Origin of the sequence: Chitinophaga sp. RAB17, assembly GCF_052114225.1 — a bacterium.
In the GTDB taxonomy this organism is placed as follows: domain Bacteria; phylum Bacteroidota; class Bacteroidia; order Chitinophagales; family Chitinophagaceae; genus Chitinophaga.
Map to the genome: position 1 here is coordinate 1269616 of NZ_JBFREI010000001.1, position 16407 is coordinate 1286022.

13 protein-coding genes are annotated in these 16407 nt (G+C 43.5%); 1 reads left to right on the forward strand and 12 read right to left on the reverse strand.

What is annotated here, in order from left to right; genetic code table 11:
- Positions 1-6: 6 nt before the first annotated feature.
- On the reverse strand, positions 7-867 hold the full coding sequence (locus AB4Z08_RS05025; protein WP_441572633.1) for a beta-1,6-N-acetylglucosaminyltransferase: 861 nt from the start codon (positions 865-867) through the stop codon (positions 7-9).
- 224 nt (positions 868-1091) lie between these two features.
- Between AB4Z08_RS05025 and AB4Z08_RS05030 the strand changes: the two genes are divergently transcribed.
- Complete coding sequence (locus AB4Z08_RS05030; RefSeq protein ID WP_441572634.1) at positions 1092-2213, forward strand: glycoside hydrolase family 43 protein; 1122 nt, start codon at positions 1092-1094, stop codon at positions 2211-2213.
- A 167-nt stretch (positions 2214-2380) separates the two neighbouring features.
- Here AB4Z08_RS05030 and AB4Z08_RS05035 read toward each other — a convergent pair whose 3' ends face one another.
- From AB4Z08_RS05035 to AB4Z08_RS05085, 11 genes are all read right to left on the reverse strand, one after another.
- The gene (locus tag AB4Z08_RS05035; RefSeq protein ID WP_441572635.1) at positions 2381-3499 is read right to left on the reverse strand and encodes an FAD-dependent monooxygenase; all 1119 of its coding nucleotides are present in this window, start codon (positions 3497-3499) and stop codon (positions 2381-2383) included.
- A gap of 77 nt (positions 3500-3576) precedes the next feature.
- Positions 3577-4455 (reverse strand): helix-turn-helix domain-containing protein, encoded by an 879-nt coding sequence (locus tag AB4Z08_RS05040; protein ID WP_441572636.1) that lies wholly within the window; start codon positions 4453-4455, stop codon positions 3577-3579.
- A gap of 238 nt (positions 4456-4693) precedes the next feature.
- Positions 4694-5197: a hypothetical protein gene (locus tag AB4Z08_RS05045; RefSeq protein WP_441572637.1), complete on the reverse strand. Its 504-nt coding sequence runs from the start codon at positions 5195-5197 to the stop codon at positions 4694-4696.
- A 26-nt stretch (positions 5198-5223) separates the two neighbouring features.
- Complete coding sequence (locus AB4Z08_RS05050; protein WP_441572638.1) at positions 5224-6093, reverse strand: hypothetical protein; 870 nt, start codon at positions 6091-6093, stop codon at positions 5224-5226.
- A 43-nt stretch (positions 6094-6136) separates the two neighbouring features.
- Positions 6137-7615, reverse strand: a complete 1479-nt coding sequence (locus tag AB4Z08_RS05055) for a hypothetical protein (RefSeq protein WP_441572639.1) — start codon at positions 7613-7615, stop codon at positions 6137-6139.
- 40 nt (positions 7616-7655) lie between these two features.
- Positions 7656-8525: a hypothetical protein gene (locus AB4Z08_RS05060; RefSeq protein ID WP_441572640.1), complete on the reverse strand. Its 870-nt coding sequence runs from the start codon at positions 8523-8525 to the stop codon at positions 7656-7658.
- A gap of 14 nt (positions 8526-8539) precedes the next feature.
- Positions 8540-10282, reverse strand: coding sequence for a type VI secretion system Vgr family protein (locus AB4Z08_RS05065; protein ID WP_441572641.1), 1743 nt, complete (start codon positions 10280-10282; stop codon positions 8540-8542).
- A 378-nt stretch (positions 10283-10660) separates the two neighbouring features.
- On the reverse strand, positions 10661-11998 hold the full coding sequence (locus AB4Z08_RS05070) for a hypothetical protein (protein WP_441572642.1): 1338 nt from the start codon (positions 11996-11998) through the stop codon (positions 10661-10663).
- Positions 11999-12004: 6 nt separating this feature from the next.
- Positions 12005-13213, reverse strand: coding sequence for a DUF4998 domain-containing protein (locus tag AB4Z08_RS05075; RefSeq protein WP_441572643.1), 1209 nt, complete (start codon positions 13211-13213; stop codon positions 12005-12007).
- A 28-nt stretch (positions 13214-13241) separates the two neighbouring features.
- A complete protein-coding gene (locus AB4Z08_RS05080) occupies positions 13242-14411 on the reverse strand; it encodes a DUF5000 domain-containing lipoprotein (protein ID WP_441572644.1) in 1170 nt (389 codons plus the stop codon).
- 48 nt (positions 14412-14459) lie between these two features.
- Complete coding sequence (locus AB4Z08_RS05085) at positions 14460-16361, reverse strand: RagB/SusD family nutrient uptake outer membrane protein (protein ID WP_441572645.1); 1902 nt, start codon at positions 16359-16361, stop codon at positions 14460-14462.
- Positions 16362-16407: the final 46 nt, after the last annotated feature.

Genomic DNA, 16407 nt, shown 5'->3' on the forward strand with positions numbered 1-16407 from the left:
GCTGGCTTATACCTTTTTTTTATGATGGAGGATCATTTCATCAATCCGGTCCAGTACCCTGGCATCTACGGTCGGATCAAATTTTCTTGCAAACAACCGGCTGCTGGACTGCAAACTGCTCAGATCTGCCATCGTAAGTACTTTGGGATGTGCTCCACCATTTGACCTGTCTATATAACGGTAATTATCATTCACAATATGATCCCTGAAAGGGCTGTTCATCAGGATGGTATTTATCAGAAACTCATCGGGCGCCCAGGTATGTTTGAAAAAGAACCGATGGTTACTTTCCGCCAGGGATTTGTGCAGGTAAGCAGCTGCAGCTGCGCTTAATGTCCAGTAAGCAGCCTGAGGGCCTCCGTAAAGCTGCACCGGCAACGACAAATTCCTTTCCGGCAGGAGGAGTGAAAGCATATTTTCCAACCGATGTTTCCCTCTAAAATTATAATCGATGAGATGATACCGGGTAACCCGCCGTATAGCCTCATCCCACCAGGGAGAAGGTGGCGTTTCCGAAGCAAGAAAAGAGAGGCCCGGATGAGCCTCGAAAAATGCGTATATATCCTCCGTTGGTTTAATCGGGTAGTCCTGCCCGCTCAGGAGATTGATACAATCGTAGGAACGGCCACTGGAAAATATAGCATCTAGGGATGCCTCAATGGCCTCCACCTGGCTGAATCCAGCCCAATTCACATTTTTCCGGTCTGTTACAAACCAGGTATTCGGTAGTGTTGCCAGGTATTCGAAGGGCAAAATATCGACCTTTTTATCCAGGTGCACGTAAAAATCAAATTGCGGATGATGCAACGTCTTAATCATTCTCGCTGCCAACCCCGGATATTGATGCAGGATAACTATATTGGCCATTCTCATAATAGTGCATTCTCTCTGTTTACTATCACTATAAATATAGTCAATGTATTAAAAGTACTAAGATTATCTTATAAGTAGTGTTAGCCAGGGGTTTCCGGGAGGTAGTTATACAGAAAGCCGGCGCAACAGGGCACTACTGACAGTAGCTTTACCTGAATCATAACAAAGTGCATCTACAGAACGGTATGGCCATTCCCTGAAAATTAATATCTTGGAATATGAAAAAAATCATGCTGATCTCTTTTTTAATAGTAGCGGCTATATCCCTGAACGCACAGCAATTGACGTATAGCAATCCCCTGGCTGTTGATTTGGGTGATCCCTATGTATTACATGTGAAAGGCGACAAATATTATATGTATGGGACCGGTGGCGCCAGGAACGGCTTCGCAGCCTATTCCTCCACCGATCTGGTTAATTGGAAAAACGAGGGCCAGGTATATTTTCACGATAACAAAAATGGTTGGAGCGATCCAAAAGCCGCCTGGGAAGGCGCTTATTGGGCACCTGAAGTATATGCTATAAAAGGGAAATACTACCTGTTTTATAGTGCTCAATGGAAAGACAATCCCACCAAAGAAGTCGAAAACTTCCGCATTGGCGTTGCAGTGGCCGATAAACCAACCGGGCCATTTATCGATGTAAACAACAAGCCCATTTTTGACCCAGGCTACCCCATCATCGATGCTAATGTACTATTCGAAACAAATGGAAAAGTATACCTCTATTATTCCCGCTGTTGCTACAAACATCCGGTACAAAGTGAAATAGCTACCTGGGCAAAAAACAAAGGCTGGTTCAATGAAATCGAAGAAAGCTGGGTATATGGAGTGGAATTAAAACCAGATCTCAGTGGTGCAATCGGCAAACCGGTGCTACTATTGCGCCCGCCGGTAAGCATGAAAGATAAACAGGCTGAATGGGAAAGCCGATCGGTTACATCGAAAGAAGTAAATCGCCGCTGGACGGAAGGTTCCACCATCTTCAAAAAAGAAAATGCCTATTACATGATGTATTCTGCCAATTACTTTGGCGGCAAAAATTATGCGGTAGGTTATGCTACGGCTAAAAGTCCTTTAGGACCTTTTAAAAAAGCAGCCAACAATCCCGTGCTGCAACAGAATCTTGAGCAAGGTGGTGTGGTAACAGGCACCGGGCATAATAGCATCACATATTCTCCGGATGGCAAAGAAATGTTCTGTGTATACCATGGCCGCACATCGGAAACCGGTGATAAGCGCGTTGTTTTCATAGACCGGATGAAGATATTGCCCGATGGAAAATTGGTGGTGCAAGGCCCTACAACAGCTCAGCAAGCGTTTCCAAGTGGAGTTAAGTAGCATTGTACTTCAGTGCGCGCATCGTAATGCACAAATTGCTAAAAGTTAGCATAGCAGCAGGAGCAACACTTCAGGCTTTCCTGCTACGAAGATTAGAAAATATGCATTCAATTTAGCCCTAACTATATTTTAATAGCCAGTTAGGGCCAAATTGACTATGGGAAATGCTAAAAGCCTGCTGCATTTCTTTTGCGAATAGCTGCTTCAGTTCTGGGAATAAAGCTTGCCCTCAAATTCATTTCAGCTTCGGCTTGAACTTCGGCTATAAACGGCCGCCAATTTCTGTCGTAATCCTGAAATGCCAATTCAAAATCACCGTTGTGTTTTTGAAGAGCATCCGCTAAGGCCCCGGCTCCCCCTATTGCTAATGATGCACCCATTCCCGCAGCCGGTGAAGCGCAATAGCCTGCATCGCCTACCAGGGCCACCCGGCCTTTTGTCCATGAGGGCATTTTTATCTGACAGAATTTATCAAAGTAAAAATTCTTCGAATGTTGCACTTCCTCCAGTAATTCTGCGGTTCTCCAGCTTTGGCCGCTAAACTGTTCTAATATAATTTTTCTTTGTTGCTCCACATTACGGTAATCGTAAGAAATTTCTCTTTCTGAATTGAAGCAAAAGATAATATCGGTTTTATTGTTGTAAGCGTTAAGCATAACAGCCTTGTTTGGCACATTATACATTTGCATGGTATTTTGCTTTACCAGCAATTTGTTTAAGATGATGATAGAAGAGTAGGCACCCAAAAAATGGGAGTATTCACTTTCGTGACCAAACCAGATTTTTCTTACACCCGAATGAATACCGTCACAGCCAAACACCAGATCAAAAGCACGATCAGGACCACTTTTAAAGGCAACCTGTATATTGTCCTTTGTTTCGTTCAATCCGATAATGTTGTTATTGAAAATAAACTCAACTTCACCTTCAAGCACGTTTAATAAAATACGTACAAATTTATCCCGCTCTATTTCTATTTCATCGCTTACATGCTCCTCGCTTCTATCCGTTAGCGAAATTGAATTTTCCGTTACATCGGCTGCGTTTTTAAATACTATCATTTCCAAATTCAACGCGTTTGATTTCAATTGCTCATAAATCCCCATACGCTTTACCACACCAACAGCTGCTCCCTTTATATCTACAGCCCCACCGGCAGTCCGGGGTTCAGTTGCCATTTCAACAACCGTTACTTTATAACCTAATTTTTTCATCCAATAAGCAGTTGAAAGTCCGGCCATACTTGCGCCTGAAACGAGTACTTTTTTTCCCTTTAGTAAGTCCATTTTTATAGGAGTTTTTTCCATGTAAAGGTGTACCGCATGGCAGCGATAAAAAACAGTAATACATAGTAATTATAGGACTAATCGAGGTTTTTGTTTCGAAAAGCTACCGCGGTCATCCCCGTAACCTTGATAAATAGCCGTGAAAAATAAGAGTAATCATCATAGCCTAATGCTACGGCAATTTCTTTTACCGATTTATTGGAGTAATGCAGTAAGCGTTTTGCTTCTAAAATAATACGCTGCTGTATATGATGTGACACGGGATAGCCCGTTGTATATTTGATACATTCGTTCAGGTAAGGAGTAGATATATTTAGTTTTCGCGCATACATTGCCGGACGCTTGAGAGAAGAATAATTAAGCTCCAATGCTTCATTGAAGGCTTTGGTAAGGTTTTCAAATCTTGAAAGTTTGTCTGTTGGCTTTGTCCGTTCCAGGTACTGTGAAATAATTAATGCAACCAATGTATTGCAGCTGTCTTTTAGTAAGGAATGATATAGTTTGTCATGTTTCCTTTCAGAAAGTTTTATGCTAAGCGATACTGCTTCAGAAATAATGGAAAATGGTTCTTTCTTTAATGATAAAGGCTTTGCAGGCGTGATGTTTTCCAGCAATTTCAGATATTCAGGATTCAGATTTTCATTATTAATTCCCAGACTGCTGACAGTTACATTTTCAAATGCTAAAATACGATGGACCTGGTTGTGGTGCATGTAGAACAAAGAAGGAGACTTGATAGTATGCTTTCTAAAATCAATTTCAATAGTAACGCTTCCTTTTTCAAGCAAGAAGAATGAATGATGACTGTGGCGCTCTGGTTGCGCCCATTCCTCCAGTTCGGGTAAGTTTTTAAAAGCTATTTTCTCAATGGCAATACCAGCGTTAAACTCCCCCCCAAAATGATTTACCGGAATAGATGTTGTTTTTTTACCCATGCTCATTAGGTCAATATCCAAATATAGCGCTTATAATCTGCCTACCATAGCCGCACATCGGGAACGGATGATAAGCGCGTTGTTTTCATAGACCGGATGAAGATATTGCCCGATGGAAAATGGGTGGTGCAAGACCCTACAACAGCTCCGCAGACATTTCCATGTGGAGTTAAGTAGCATTATCCTTCAGTGCGCATCGTAATGCACAAATTGCTAAAAGTTAGCATAGCAGCAGAAGCAACATTTCTAATCTTCCAATTCAAAACCGGATTGTGTCTACTTTCTTAAGATGGGGTACGCCATTACTATCTTTTCGGAAAAAATAGGCGGAATCTGAAAATGCGGCTTTATAAATCGAATCTCCTATTTGAATTGATTTAAGGGTCTCCCCAAAAGCGGGACAAGGAATTACTTTCGACTGCCCCTTATCTTCTATTATCAGATCATAAGTATCCCTTCCCCTGGATTCATAGGCGGTAATAATACCTGTCAGGCTATTTTCATGAATGATTTTCATTTTTTTTGCAAATCGGACACGCATGCTGACTAAAATAGATCCAATTATAACTATGATAAGCACCCAAATGGATATGCCAATTTTTGTAGCGCGATTCAATTTCCCTTTCATTTTGAAACTAAAAATTCTTTTTTGTGGAGTAGAACAACTTCCTCCAACAGTGCCGTTGATAGGTGCAGAAAGATTATCCCGGTTGGCAATAATGAGCCAGTGGTGCCTCGCACCACTGGTGTCTTTTGTAACCACGCTAACTTTGATTATTATTTAATCCGCTATGCAGGGAATTCTTCCTTCAGCTTTTTCAAAATCTCCTCAAACAATTTAATGTTGTTGAATGCGATTGGCTGCTCAGGCAATTTATTTACAGGCAGTTGCATTAACGCGTGGGTAAAGCTTTCCGGGTTTTTTATTCCCGCTTTCTCTCTGATCGATAACCAGGCAAGTATTTCGTAAGTAAAAACAAATTCTTTTACGAAGCTGAATTCTAAGGGCGTTTCTTCACTAAAATCAGCCTGACTTAAATGGTAATCACACATTTCGGATACCATTTTATCTACTTCAGCAAGATCGGTCGTGTTCCATTTATCTAATGCCTGTTGATAGACTCCAAGTGTACTGGGATACTTATAATTGGAATAGTCTGCTGTTATATTGAATGCCTTATTGGCGATTTCTGTAATAAACCAGGCGGCTTTCGCGTAGTTCAATCCTCCTTTAAGAAATTTAGTACTGAGGCCTTTGTTGATAATATCGATTATTTCATGGCTTTTATCATACCATTTTGCCTGCAGGCAATTGGCAAGAAACATGGCCAGATCAGTAAACAGTAATTTGGGTGGGTTACCAGGATATCCCAATGCAAAGATATCTGCGATGACACTTACATAATAACTGCTGGCGAAGAAAACAGGTTCGGTGGAGAGGTCATTCTCTGCCAATGCCTGGTAAACAAACTTATTTCCGTACCAGTTGTTCAATGTTTTTAAATCAACCATTACGGCTTTCTGCACTTTAGATTCCTTCAGTATAGTTTCAATCTGATTGGTTGGTTCTTTAAAATGGAAATCTTCTGCATTTGGTTTACTAAACCATTCTTTTAATTCGCTGACAACCTCTTGTACCTTTTGTTCTGTTAATGCCATATAATGATATTTTGAAATTATTTCTTCTCAAAAATGATACTAATTATTCTTCGGGTTCCGGTGCCGGTGGGTCCCATGGTGAAACTTCCGGCTCTCCTACTACGCCGGTAGTTCTGTCTACTGGCACGCGATGCACTTCGTAATCAACATTAGGTGCATTTTCTATCCATCTCTGTGCCTGTCTTGCCTGCTGTGGCAGTTCAGGTGGATTAGGAGGAACCCCGTAGCCACGTTCACCGTTGGCAGCCCTTCTAAGCCTGTCTTCCACATATACTTCACCGCCTTGTTGCTGTGCTTCACTTAATCGGGAAGTATTCGCTTTTACTTCAATGGCTTTAACATGCCCATTCGTTGGATTTCTTCCGATGATATCTACACCATGACCTGAATTATTTTGTACCTGTAATATTTCAGTGTAACCGTCGGCGATCAATCTGTCTACTACTGCTGCTTCCCCTATATCTCCTATGGCTGAATTTCTAAGTGGTGCAGGATCTTCAAATGCTTCTCCATCAGGACGGGCAGTTGCTTCATTTTCAGGTGGAGGCCCATCATTTACAGGTGTTTCTCCCTCTTCCCGATTACTCCGGTTTTGCTCTTCATTTCCGCCTTTATTACCCTTTTTGGCTTCCTCTGCAGACTTATGTGCGGGTGTAAACCACATCGCAATACCAATATAGTCCATGGCAGTACCCTGTCCGGTAAATATTCGCTGAGCAGATTCAGCAGTACCGGTTTCCATACCTACTACTCCTTTGCCGAAATCGCCCACGCCGGCTGTTCCGGTTTCACCGTAAGTTTGTGCGACCTGTTGTACGCCTGTAGTAGCTCTTAAACCAGCGCCTAGTCCGGTGGTCCATGAACTTACGAAATTTTTCAACAAGTTACCCGGCAACGATTTGACCAGCTGTAAAGCACTACGTCCCAATCCGCCGATGCCTCCTTCCGCGAGTGCCGCCATACCACCTTCCATAAAGGCAACACCGCCTCCTACTGCGGCGCCTACCATCGCACCTTCCAGTACTCCGCCAATAAAATTGGCGGCACCCAACGATATCGCCTGCCACCAGCTTTTGACATTGGGTGCATACGAAATCTGTTCACCAAAAATATTACAAACCATTTTATGCTCTCCTGTAACAGTAGGTGTTTCGAGGATTTTGAAATCCGCCTTTTCACCTATCCAGATACGCGCAATAGCGGCTCTTTGTCCGCAGATAAGACTCCCTACCACTGCGCCTAGTACAGCCCCGGCAGCACCTGCCAAAGCACCGATGGCTATCAGCGCAGCACCTCCTGTAGCGACTACCGCCACAACTACGATGGCGGCTATCAGGGCCATCAGCCACATCATTTTTTTACAGGCAAAATCAACAAAGCTTTGTGTGCTTTTATCATTTATGGTGATATATTTATTGCCATCTTTTTTCTTGGTTACCAGCTGAGTACTCTGCATAGGCGCAGGCATCAGGCCCCCACTGCATTGCCAGAACTCTTTTTCCGTAGTTATTTTTGCCCCCATCGCAATAGGTTTAGATATGGATGATTGATCTAAGTTTATATTAATTGGCAGCCTTCATGGTATATTCCATTTTTGAGAAAATAAACTGTGGGTGAGCTATTTCCTCTTTCAACAGATAAGCTTCTTTTAGCCTGCCCGTTTGCGGGTCAATATTATATTTGCCCAGTTCTGTTAGATGTGGCTTAATCTGGCTGGTATCAACATTCTGAAAAGCGCTGTATGCTTTCTTTATCCAGTTGTTGTCCAGGCGTGTAACGGGATAGCCTGTTACATCTATTATTACAGAAGACTGGTTGGTCATTACCGGTAGGGTAACATTAGACCGGATGCTATAACTCCAGTCTACCTGCGCCTGCTGAAAATGATTCCACCTGGTTTCTACGGGCGTATCACCGGGCAGTTTGCGGCCATATACATGATGAAAGTAAATGCTGAAAAACTCATTGTTTTGAACAGCTGTCACTATTTTTTCGGGAGAAGTAAAGATCTCGTCATTGAGTATAATGATGCCTTTTACAGCCTCTACCTGGTTTTCTATTGCCTGCATTTCTGCTTTGGTAGAAGCCCATTTGCGCTTAATCAATTCTTCATTCAATACCTTTTTCACTTTCCCGCTCCTATCTATCAATACATGTATTTCATTGTACATCCTGGCAAAAGCCTGATTCATACGTGCGAGATCTTTCAGTGCAGGGTTATTGGTTGCCAGCAATTCATTATCCAGTGTTATCAGCTCTATTTCGATCAGATCTTCTTCTACCTTTATTACCTGCAGATTCCACCTGATTTCAGTAGTGGTTTTAATAGGCATGGAGCCTGCCAATACATCTGCTTTGATCGTAAGTGTGTATTTCTCAGAAAATGGCTTTCTAAAGAAAAGTTGTTTCTCCGGGTTGTTATTACCAAACATGGGCTGGACTTATATTAGTTGATGAAAACGTTTCCTCCGTCCAGTTTGCTTTCACCCTGGATATGATTATTTTGTCCGTTCACCTTGTTAGAGGTGCCGGTGATAGTATTGTCTTTTCCATGAATACTATTTGTATCACTTTTGATATCGATCTTATTACCTGTTGTGTCAATCACCACATGTGTAGGATCGGCGCCTGTACCAATTTTAATAGAGTTGGAGCCGTTAATGACAATATCTTTTGAGTTAATAACCAGTTTCTCCGGGGCATTGATGGTCACATGTTTATTGCCATGCATAATCACCTGGTTGCCGCTGGGATCATTAATGGTAACACTACCGGCGGCGTCGTTCATTAAGAAGGAAATACCACTCCTGGTTTTGAACGCTTTTACATCGTTACCGGCATTACCGAAGCTGCTTTTGGCTTTGCCGTTATAGGTGGTACCCATTACCATAGGTAGTTCCGGGTTACCTCCTTCAAAATCCACTATTACTTCTTCCCCTTTTTCCGGGACCATATAAAATCCTTTATCTCCTCCGCCGTGGGGAGAAATGATCTGTAACCAGGGAGTACTACCCTGTTGCTGCCATTTGAATTTTACTTTTATGCGACCGAGCCCTTTCGGATCATGGTTGTCTACCACTGTAGCACTTTGGGCTTCACAATGAGGAAAGTTTTCAATATCAACGGCAGGAGCGGCTACTTCTGCCGGGATGCCGGTAAATTCATTATGATATTGTCCATTGCCATTGCAATAATGTGTGATAGCCGTGATGAAAAACTCACCGTGATCTTCTTCATTATATACATTTTCTTTTACAGAAACGGTATCGCCTATACGTATCGCAGTATTTTTACTATTGCCTTTCAGGTGTACCATATCTGCCAGCCGTCCTTTTTTCTGTCGGGTAAGTAACTGGTCCAGTTCTGCTTTGGCATTCGTAGTGAACGCATAGGTCATTTTAAAAAGAGAAGGCTTATTATATAGTTTTTCACTGAGTGATTGTACCTGTTGGGTATATGCATCCATATTTCCAGAGGACTGTTCCTGTGTATTTTTTTGCACTACCTGGTGTTCGCGGTAGTCATAACCATTGAAGAGCTGGTTATTTGATTTCACCTTTAGTTGCAATTCAAATTCCAGCAGGTCCACCATATGCACCAGATTTATTTTTTTACCTGTGTACTGGCCAAATACGATTTGTTGTCCATTGTAAAAGAACCATTCTCCAAAACGTTGTGAGAGGCGGTGGAGAAAATCAAAATTTGATTCTTTATACTGCACTATATATTTGAGATTAGTCGTTGTTTCAGGCGCCACTTTGGGAGAAGCCGTATACGGCAAACAGGGCTTCAGCGCGGTTTGGGCAATGGCGGACAGCGATTGTGCTTCAAAACATTGTATGTGAGGATCATTGTCCAGGAGGACCGATGGGCCTGATCCGCGAATGATACAGAATCCGTGGGTACCATCATAATCTTTGCCGGCACTGATAGACATCACAATACCATTGAAGATCATCGCTTCCATCTCAGTACCCTGCTGAACAGCATTGATAACGATATTGACTTCTTTGCCGAGGAAGGCTTTGCTGGCGGAGAGAATATTCTTACCTATTTTTAATAACCAGTCATAACCTATTTTCAATTCAAAGTCATGATGACTATCGAGTGTTTGCTCAAGGCGAAGCGATATGAACTGCTGAAACTGTTGGCCAGCAATAGAGACGGTAGTTAACGTATGGAGTGACATTATCCTGGGTTTTTAATAAAGAATGGCAATTTACTTCCGGGTAACAGGAAAATCAATAAGGCTAATTTAATATATTCTTCAATACAAAAATCCATTAATATCCGGTAAAAATATACTTATGTGGGTATAACCGGAACGCCTATATATAGTAATAAAAATAAATACATTTCAATTTTCATTCCTTTATTCCTGCATTCCAGATAATAATGGAATCACCAATTCCAAATGCTTTCCAGCCTTTCTACACAAGGGCTGAAATAAGACACAAAAAATCCCATAGAATATAACTTTCTATGGGATTTTTCTACCTGTTTTCAGGTATAATTTTGCAGTACATAATAATATAATAATATAGCCGGCAGTCCTCACTAAAACCTGTTACTTCATTTTTCCTGCCCAGGCTTTGAGACGATTAATCGCATCATACAATACGCCGGCTTCTCCCCGGAAATCGCCGGAGCCGGATGCTTTGCCGGTGCGCACATCATACCACTCATTAAATCCTTTGTTACTGATCACGCGGTCCAGCATCGGGCTCATTTCCGCATAAGCCTCCAGCGGCATACCATTGATGGTCAATGCGGAGATCATACGTCCACCGAACCAGGTCCAGTCGCCGGCATTCTGATAAACGTAGGCTGCCATATTTGGAAACACTTCTACCGGGTAGGGTGGATAGACTGTCATCCCAATGGTGGCGAATGGTTCTTTTTCCGCTGCGGCCAGGAACTGCTGGTTGATCTGCCGGATCTCCTTCTTATCATGTAATCCGGCCAGGATAGCACAGGCGGTGCCACCGGTGTAAAGTATACCGCGTTCGTTGAAGTCCGGTGCAAACGGGCTGCCATTCAAATAAATATGCGGGATGTATTTGGCTGCTCCGGCATCCCATAAATGTTTGCGGATATTCTTTCTGAGAGAAGCTGCTACATTATTCCAATTGTCCTGTGCAGTATAAGACGCAGGTTTTATCGCCAGGAAATCGTTGACAGCCGACAGGAACATGGCATTGTCGTAGATATCGATAGCCCATTTGGTTTTATCATTCAGTGCAACGCCCCATCCACTCTCTGGTTGTACATCTCCCCAATCTATGGTAGTAGCACCTTTAACAAGACCATATTCTTTGGACCAACGCTCCGTCATTACAAAACGCAGCGCAGCTTCCATTCTTTGCAGCACCGTTTGATTGCCTATCTTTTCCTGGAGAATACTTTTATCTCCCGTTACATCGATATACTGTCTGACAGCTTGTATCAGGGATGATTCCTGGTCCGTTTCTACGGTGTTCTTATGGCTGGCCCAGCCTGGTGCCAGTTCAGAATAAGCATACTTATACCCGATGTTTGCCTGTTTCTCATTGATAGCTCCATCAGGAATATTACCATCTGCACCTTGTAATTTGAAGAAGAGCAGCAATGCCTCTTTTACGTCCTGACTGCTGCGCACTTTCAAAGAACCTTTGATAAAGGTGTTAAAATCTCTGATCCAAATCTCGCCATAACCGGTGCCTGCATTGAAACCGGTCAGTACTTTTAACGCCCACGCCTGTACGGTATCCAGGCGATGGTCCGCCAATATCTGTTTAGCTAATGTAGCATTGCTGATCTGCGCTGTTTCTACCCGGCCGGGATAGGATAACAACTTCAATTCTCCTTTCTGCGCGTGTGCAGCCATGGCCAGTATGAGGCATGGTAGTATAAATAGTCGTTTCATTTTTGCTTACTTGTCGTGTGTATAAAAAGTAAATTCTTCCATAGTCATAAACGTATTCTTGCCCCAGTTTGTTAGTAATTTAAACCTATAATACCGGAATGGGGCTGTACCGGGAGGTATGCCAAACACTTCTCCTGCTTTGGCATAAGTGATGTCATCATCCGAATTTTGTCCAACAGGCAAACCGGATGGTTTGATGGACTCATAAGCATTGATTTTTGTCCAGCTGCCCCAGCTACCATCCGCTGCAGGCTGATTACTACCGTATAATTCAAAGGTCTTTACGCTTTCCTTTTCATATAGGCGATCATTGGCTTGCCATACTTTAAAACGACTGAGTGTAGCCGTTTTACCGCAATCAATGGTGAACCAGCAGGGGATAATTGACTGTGAGGCAAAACCAGGGGGATTATAATTTTCATCCCACAAATAATTGATCAACCAACCATAGCCGCCATCCTTTACATCGGTCGGCAATTCAAGTACTTTAAAGCCAGCTTTGGGCAGTTCTTTTTCAAATGCCGGCAAAGTGATGGTGCCTGCTTTGGGATAAAAATATTCAAATGCAGTGGAGTCAGGCTTGTATCTTGAATTGTAAGTCAGTGGTGAACTTTCTTTATAATCCGGAAGTACGGTACGTGTTTCGGTGGCTGGTACTGTTATTTTACGGGCAGCTCCATCGGCGCCGGTATAACTCACCTCGATACCTTGTTCTCCCGCAGCAGGTGCACCCCAGTTCAGTATCACCTGGTTGCCATCAGCAGATTGCGTATAGGATTGCAAGGTTCGGTTCGTGAGCGTGCTAACATAGTTCTGACCAATGGCTACCCCGAAAGCATTCACCATCACTGACCGATGGCTTTCCTTGTCGTAAGTGTAAATGATAAAATTATAATCGCCCTCCTTCAGACCCGGCACCAGTACATCAATCGTGTCGATCCCGGTTGTTCGTTTTACAGCGCGCTCCAGGGAGTCGCTGTTATTGTTCCAGAAAACTTTTAGTTGCGTCACTAATGGATCGTTGCCCAGTATAACAGACAGCTGTATCCGGTTGAGGCCAGAGCGTACAAACACGGTGTCTGCTCTACCAGGATAAGTGATCTCACCGCCTTTCATATAGTCTCTGTAGGCATCGCCCCTGGTTTTGGTGCAGGATACCATAAAACCAGTGATGGCGAGTATCCATAAAAAAGTGAAAAATTTAATATCCTTCATGTTGTTTATTTCTTGGTTGACAGATAATTTATTTTGTATCTCCCCACATCATGATCTCATGAAAATTCACGTAAGTACCGTTAGACCAGTTCTTCAGCGTTTTAAACCGGATATAACGCACTTTGGGCGAATTCAACGGGAATGTGACCGTCCACCCAGCCAACGCGGCATCTATGTCCGCCTGTGAAAGCTGTCCTTCCGGTAACCCGGATGGTTTCACCTGGGTAGTGGTGGCCAACAGTGTCCAGCTGGCATCAAAACTTCCATTTGGATTAGGTTTATTGGATCCCCATATTTCCACTACCCTGGGATTATGCAGCGAGTAATAATATTCGGGTCTCATGAACCATACCAGCCGGCTTAGTTTAGCCGTTACGCCCATATCATAGGTAAACCACTGGGGCATCCTGGCAGCGTCTCCCGAATGATAAAAACCGCTGGTAGTGTTGCCATCAAAAAGACCTGCTACATTGCCGCCATAACCTAAAGGCGCATCACCCGGCAATATCACTTCTTTCATTTTGTTACGATCCAGCAGCTCTTCAAATAGCGGTGTCAGTTTCACCTGCAGGGTATCGGATAAATTACCCCACCGGTCCCGGACATACACGCCGAATTGCGTTTGTACATCCTTCATATTTCGGGTAGAGAAATTTCCTTCCTTGAGATTAGTATACTGAGTAGTTACCGGAGAGAACTGGCCAAGAGAGTCATTCGCCAGCACCACCAGTGCCAGGTCATCTTCTCCCCCATTGATATATTTTACATTTACACCACCAAAATCAGGCACTATGGCCAATGATCTTCTCACTATCCAGATCGGTGGTTCCAGTGGGTGTACCGTCACTTCAACGGCGGGGGAAACGTTCTCACTTTTATCCACCACATACAACAATACTTTGTATGTACTGGTATCTCCAAACCCTTCTACCAGTAAGCTGTTATTGTAGCGGCTTACTTTGGTTTCATGTTTTGTCCCTTTCGTGGTTTGGTACAGCGCTTTTACACATAACAGATCAGCATCGCCCGGTAAGGTATAGCTGATCTTCGCTGCGCCGTTGAGATTCGTTACGGTTACATTACCAACGATTCCCGGAGGTGTGCTGTCTTGTTGAACAGACCTGGGCTCCTCTTTTTTACAGGAGCAGATGGCCAGCAGGGATATTAATATGCTATTGAAATAAGTTCGTTTGTTCATATCAGTGCATTTAGGCAGGTACAAATATTTTAACAGAATAAAGCGCCATTACCAACCGGGGTTTTGCACGAGGTTGGGGTTTACTTGCAGATTATCTTCCTTGATCGGCCAGAAATAATCGCGTGGCGCCACAAACTGCATATTGAACACAAACACCTTACGATTATAATCCTCATAAGTTGATTGCAGGATATCCCATCCGTAGATAGGGCTGTTCAGTACTTGCGGTGCCGTTTTCCACCTGCGCAGATCCCAGAAGCGACTGCCTTCAAACGCCATTTCTATACTGCGCTCCTGCCTGATAATGTCGCGGAGTCCGGCTACAGACGCATACTTCGATGGATTGTTGGAATAAGTAGTCCATGACGTTTCTACGGACTGTAGCCCCGCTCTTTCACGGATCTGGTTCAGATAAGTCAATGCTTCAGCGGAAGCTCCGGTTTCATTCAGTGCTTCTGCATACAGGAGATAAAGGTCTGACAGGCGCATAACAGGCCAGGGATATGACTCCGTTTGCAATGAAGTAGCAGTAAAGACCATATTCCAGCTCACGATTTTTTTGGTATAGTAGCCGGTGATAGAATACAAGCGGCTTTGTTTTTTCCCGGAATATTGTTCCAGCTTACTTTGAATATTGTAGTTGTTGTTTTTCATGAACCATTTGGAACCATCAAATGCCATGTCTGCGTAGAACCGTGGTTCTCTTTCAAAATGTAGTCCCACTGTTCTGTATCCTTCCTGCATCGCGGTATCCTTTGCAGCCACCGTGCGTAGCTTGAAACGGTTTGCATAGTCCCAGGTTTTATCCTCCTCTATCGGTACACCATGCTGTGTATAAAACATTTCAGCTATTTTCAAAGGGGGCGCCAGCTTACCTTTCAGGTTAAGGTTGAATGCATTGGGATCTAATTGCGGGCAGGCATATGTTTGCAGCCAGTAGGTAGGATCTCCGTCTGAGGTCAGTCCCCATATAAGTTCACTGTTCCATTTTTCGCACACGGCATTGCGAATATTCATTTCTATTTGCGTAGCATGATCTACTTCAAAAATGGAAGGATTGAAGTGGTATAGTTTCACTCCTGCTGCCTGTGCAAGATCGATGGCTTTTTTGCAGGCTTCCCGTGCCCTCGTCCATTTGGAGGCATCGTATTGCGGATTAAAAAGCACCTGTCCATTTTTATTTTTCATGCCTGCAAAATCGTTATTGCCATTGAACAAGGGACTGGCGGCTGTTACCAGTACCCGCGCTTTGATAGCCAGGGCTGCAACTTTCGTGATACGTCCGAGTTCTGTAGTGGCGCTGGTGATAGACAGTGGTAGCCCCGTATTTTCACCGGCAGCAGCTTCATCTAACAGGCCGGCTATATAATTCACTACTGAATCTACAGGTTGCCTGAACACCCGCACTTCATCCGGTGATGCCGTAATGGGCAGGTTTTTATCTATGATTGGGATAGGGCCATACATCCTGAATAAATACCAGTGGAAATATGCCTTCAGGAATTTCGTTTCCGCGATCCATCGGTCTCTTTCATAGGGTTGCAGGTCTATCACTTTACCAACATTCTCCAGGAAAATATTACAGGCCCTGATACCCTGCCACAATGACTTTCCATCGTATCCATCCCAATAGTTCATGTACGGACCGGCGCTGTTCTGATTACCGCGGGCAATGTTATAAGGATCGAGATAAAAATAATCCTCGCTCATGGGCCAGTAGGTCCAGGCCTCATCACAACCACTAAATGCGGGGTTCTTATCCGGGTGTCCTTCTTTAGGCAGATAAGCATAACAGGTAAATAAATACTTTTCCGCTTCCACACGGTTGGCAAAAGCATGCTCGATCGTGGGTACGTTATCGGGTATGATATCAAGAAATCCTTTTTTACACGAAGTAAAAAGCATCACCAAAGCGCTCAGCGTCCACACAGCAATACGTTGGCTGCGCATACATTTCACTGATGTTAAACAAGTATATGATAATTGCATAGTGGTA

Excerpts from the sequence above, each read along its gene's own strand:
- AB4Z08_RS05030 (WP_441572634.1), top strand. The coding sequence starts at position 1,092 with ATGAAAAAAATCATGCTGATCTCTTTTTTAATAGTAGCGGCTATATCC.
- AB4Z08_RS05060 (WP_441572640.1), bottom strand. The coding sequence starts at position 8,525 with ATGTTTGGTAATAACAACCCGGAGAAACAACTTTTCTTTAGAAAGCCA.
- AB4Z08_RS05050 (WP_441572638.1), bottom strand. The coding sequence starts at position 6,093 with ATGGCATTAACAGAACAAAAGGTACAAGAGGTTGTCAGCGAATTAAAA.
- AB4Z08_RS05055 (WP_441572639.1), bottom strand. The coding sequence starts at position 7,615 with ATGGGGGCAAAAATAACTACGGAAAAAGAGTTCTGGCAATGCAGTGGG.
- AB4Z08_RS05025 (WP_441572633.1), bottom strand. The coding sequence starts at position 867 with ATGGCCAATATAGTTATCCTGCATCAATATCCGGGGTTGGCAGCGAGA.
- AB4Z08_RS05070 (WP_441572642.1), bottom strand. The coding sequence starts at position 11,998 with ATGAAACGACTATTTATACTACCATGCCTCATACTGGCCATGGCTGCA.
- AB4Z08_RS05080 (WP_441572644.1), bottom strand. The coding sequence starts at position 14,411 with ATGAACAAACGAACTTATTTCAATAGCATATTAATATCCCTGCTGGCC.
- AB4Z08_RS05065 (WP_441572641.1), bottom strand. The coding sequence starts at position 10,282 with ATGTCACTCCATACGTTAACTACCGTCTCTATTGCTGGCCAACAGTTT.
- AB4Z08_RS05085 (WP_441572645.1), bottom strand. The coding sequence starts at position 16,361 with ATGCGCAGCCAACGTATTGCTGTGTGGACGCTGAGCGCTTTGGTGATG.
- AB4Z08_RS05035 (WP_441572635.1), bottom strand. The coding sequence starts at position 3,499 with ATGGACTTACTAAAGGGAAAAAAAGTACTCGTTTCAGGCGCAAGTATG.
- AB4Z08_RS05075 (WP_441572643.1), bottom strand. The coding sequence starts at position 13,213 with ATGAAGGATATTAAATTTTTCACTTTTTTATGGATACTCGCCATCACT.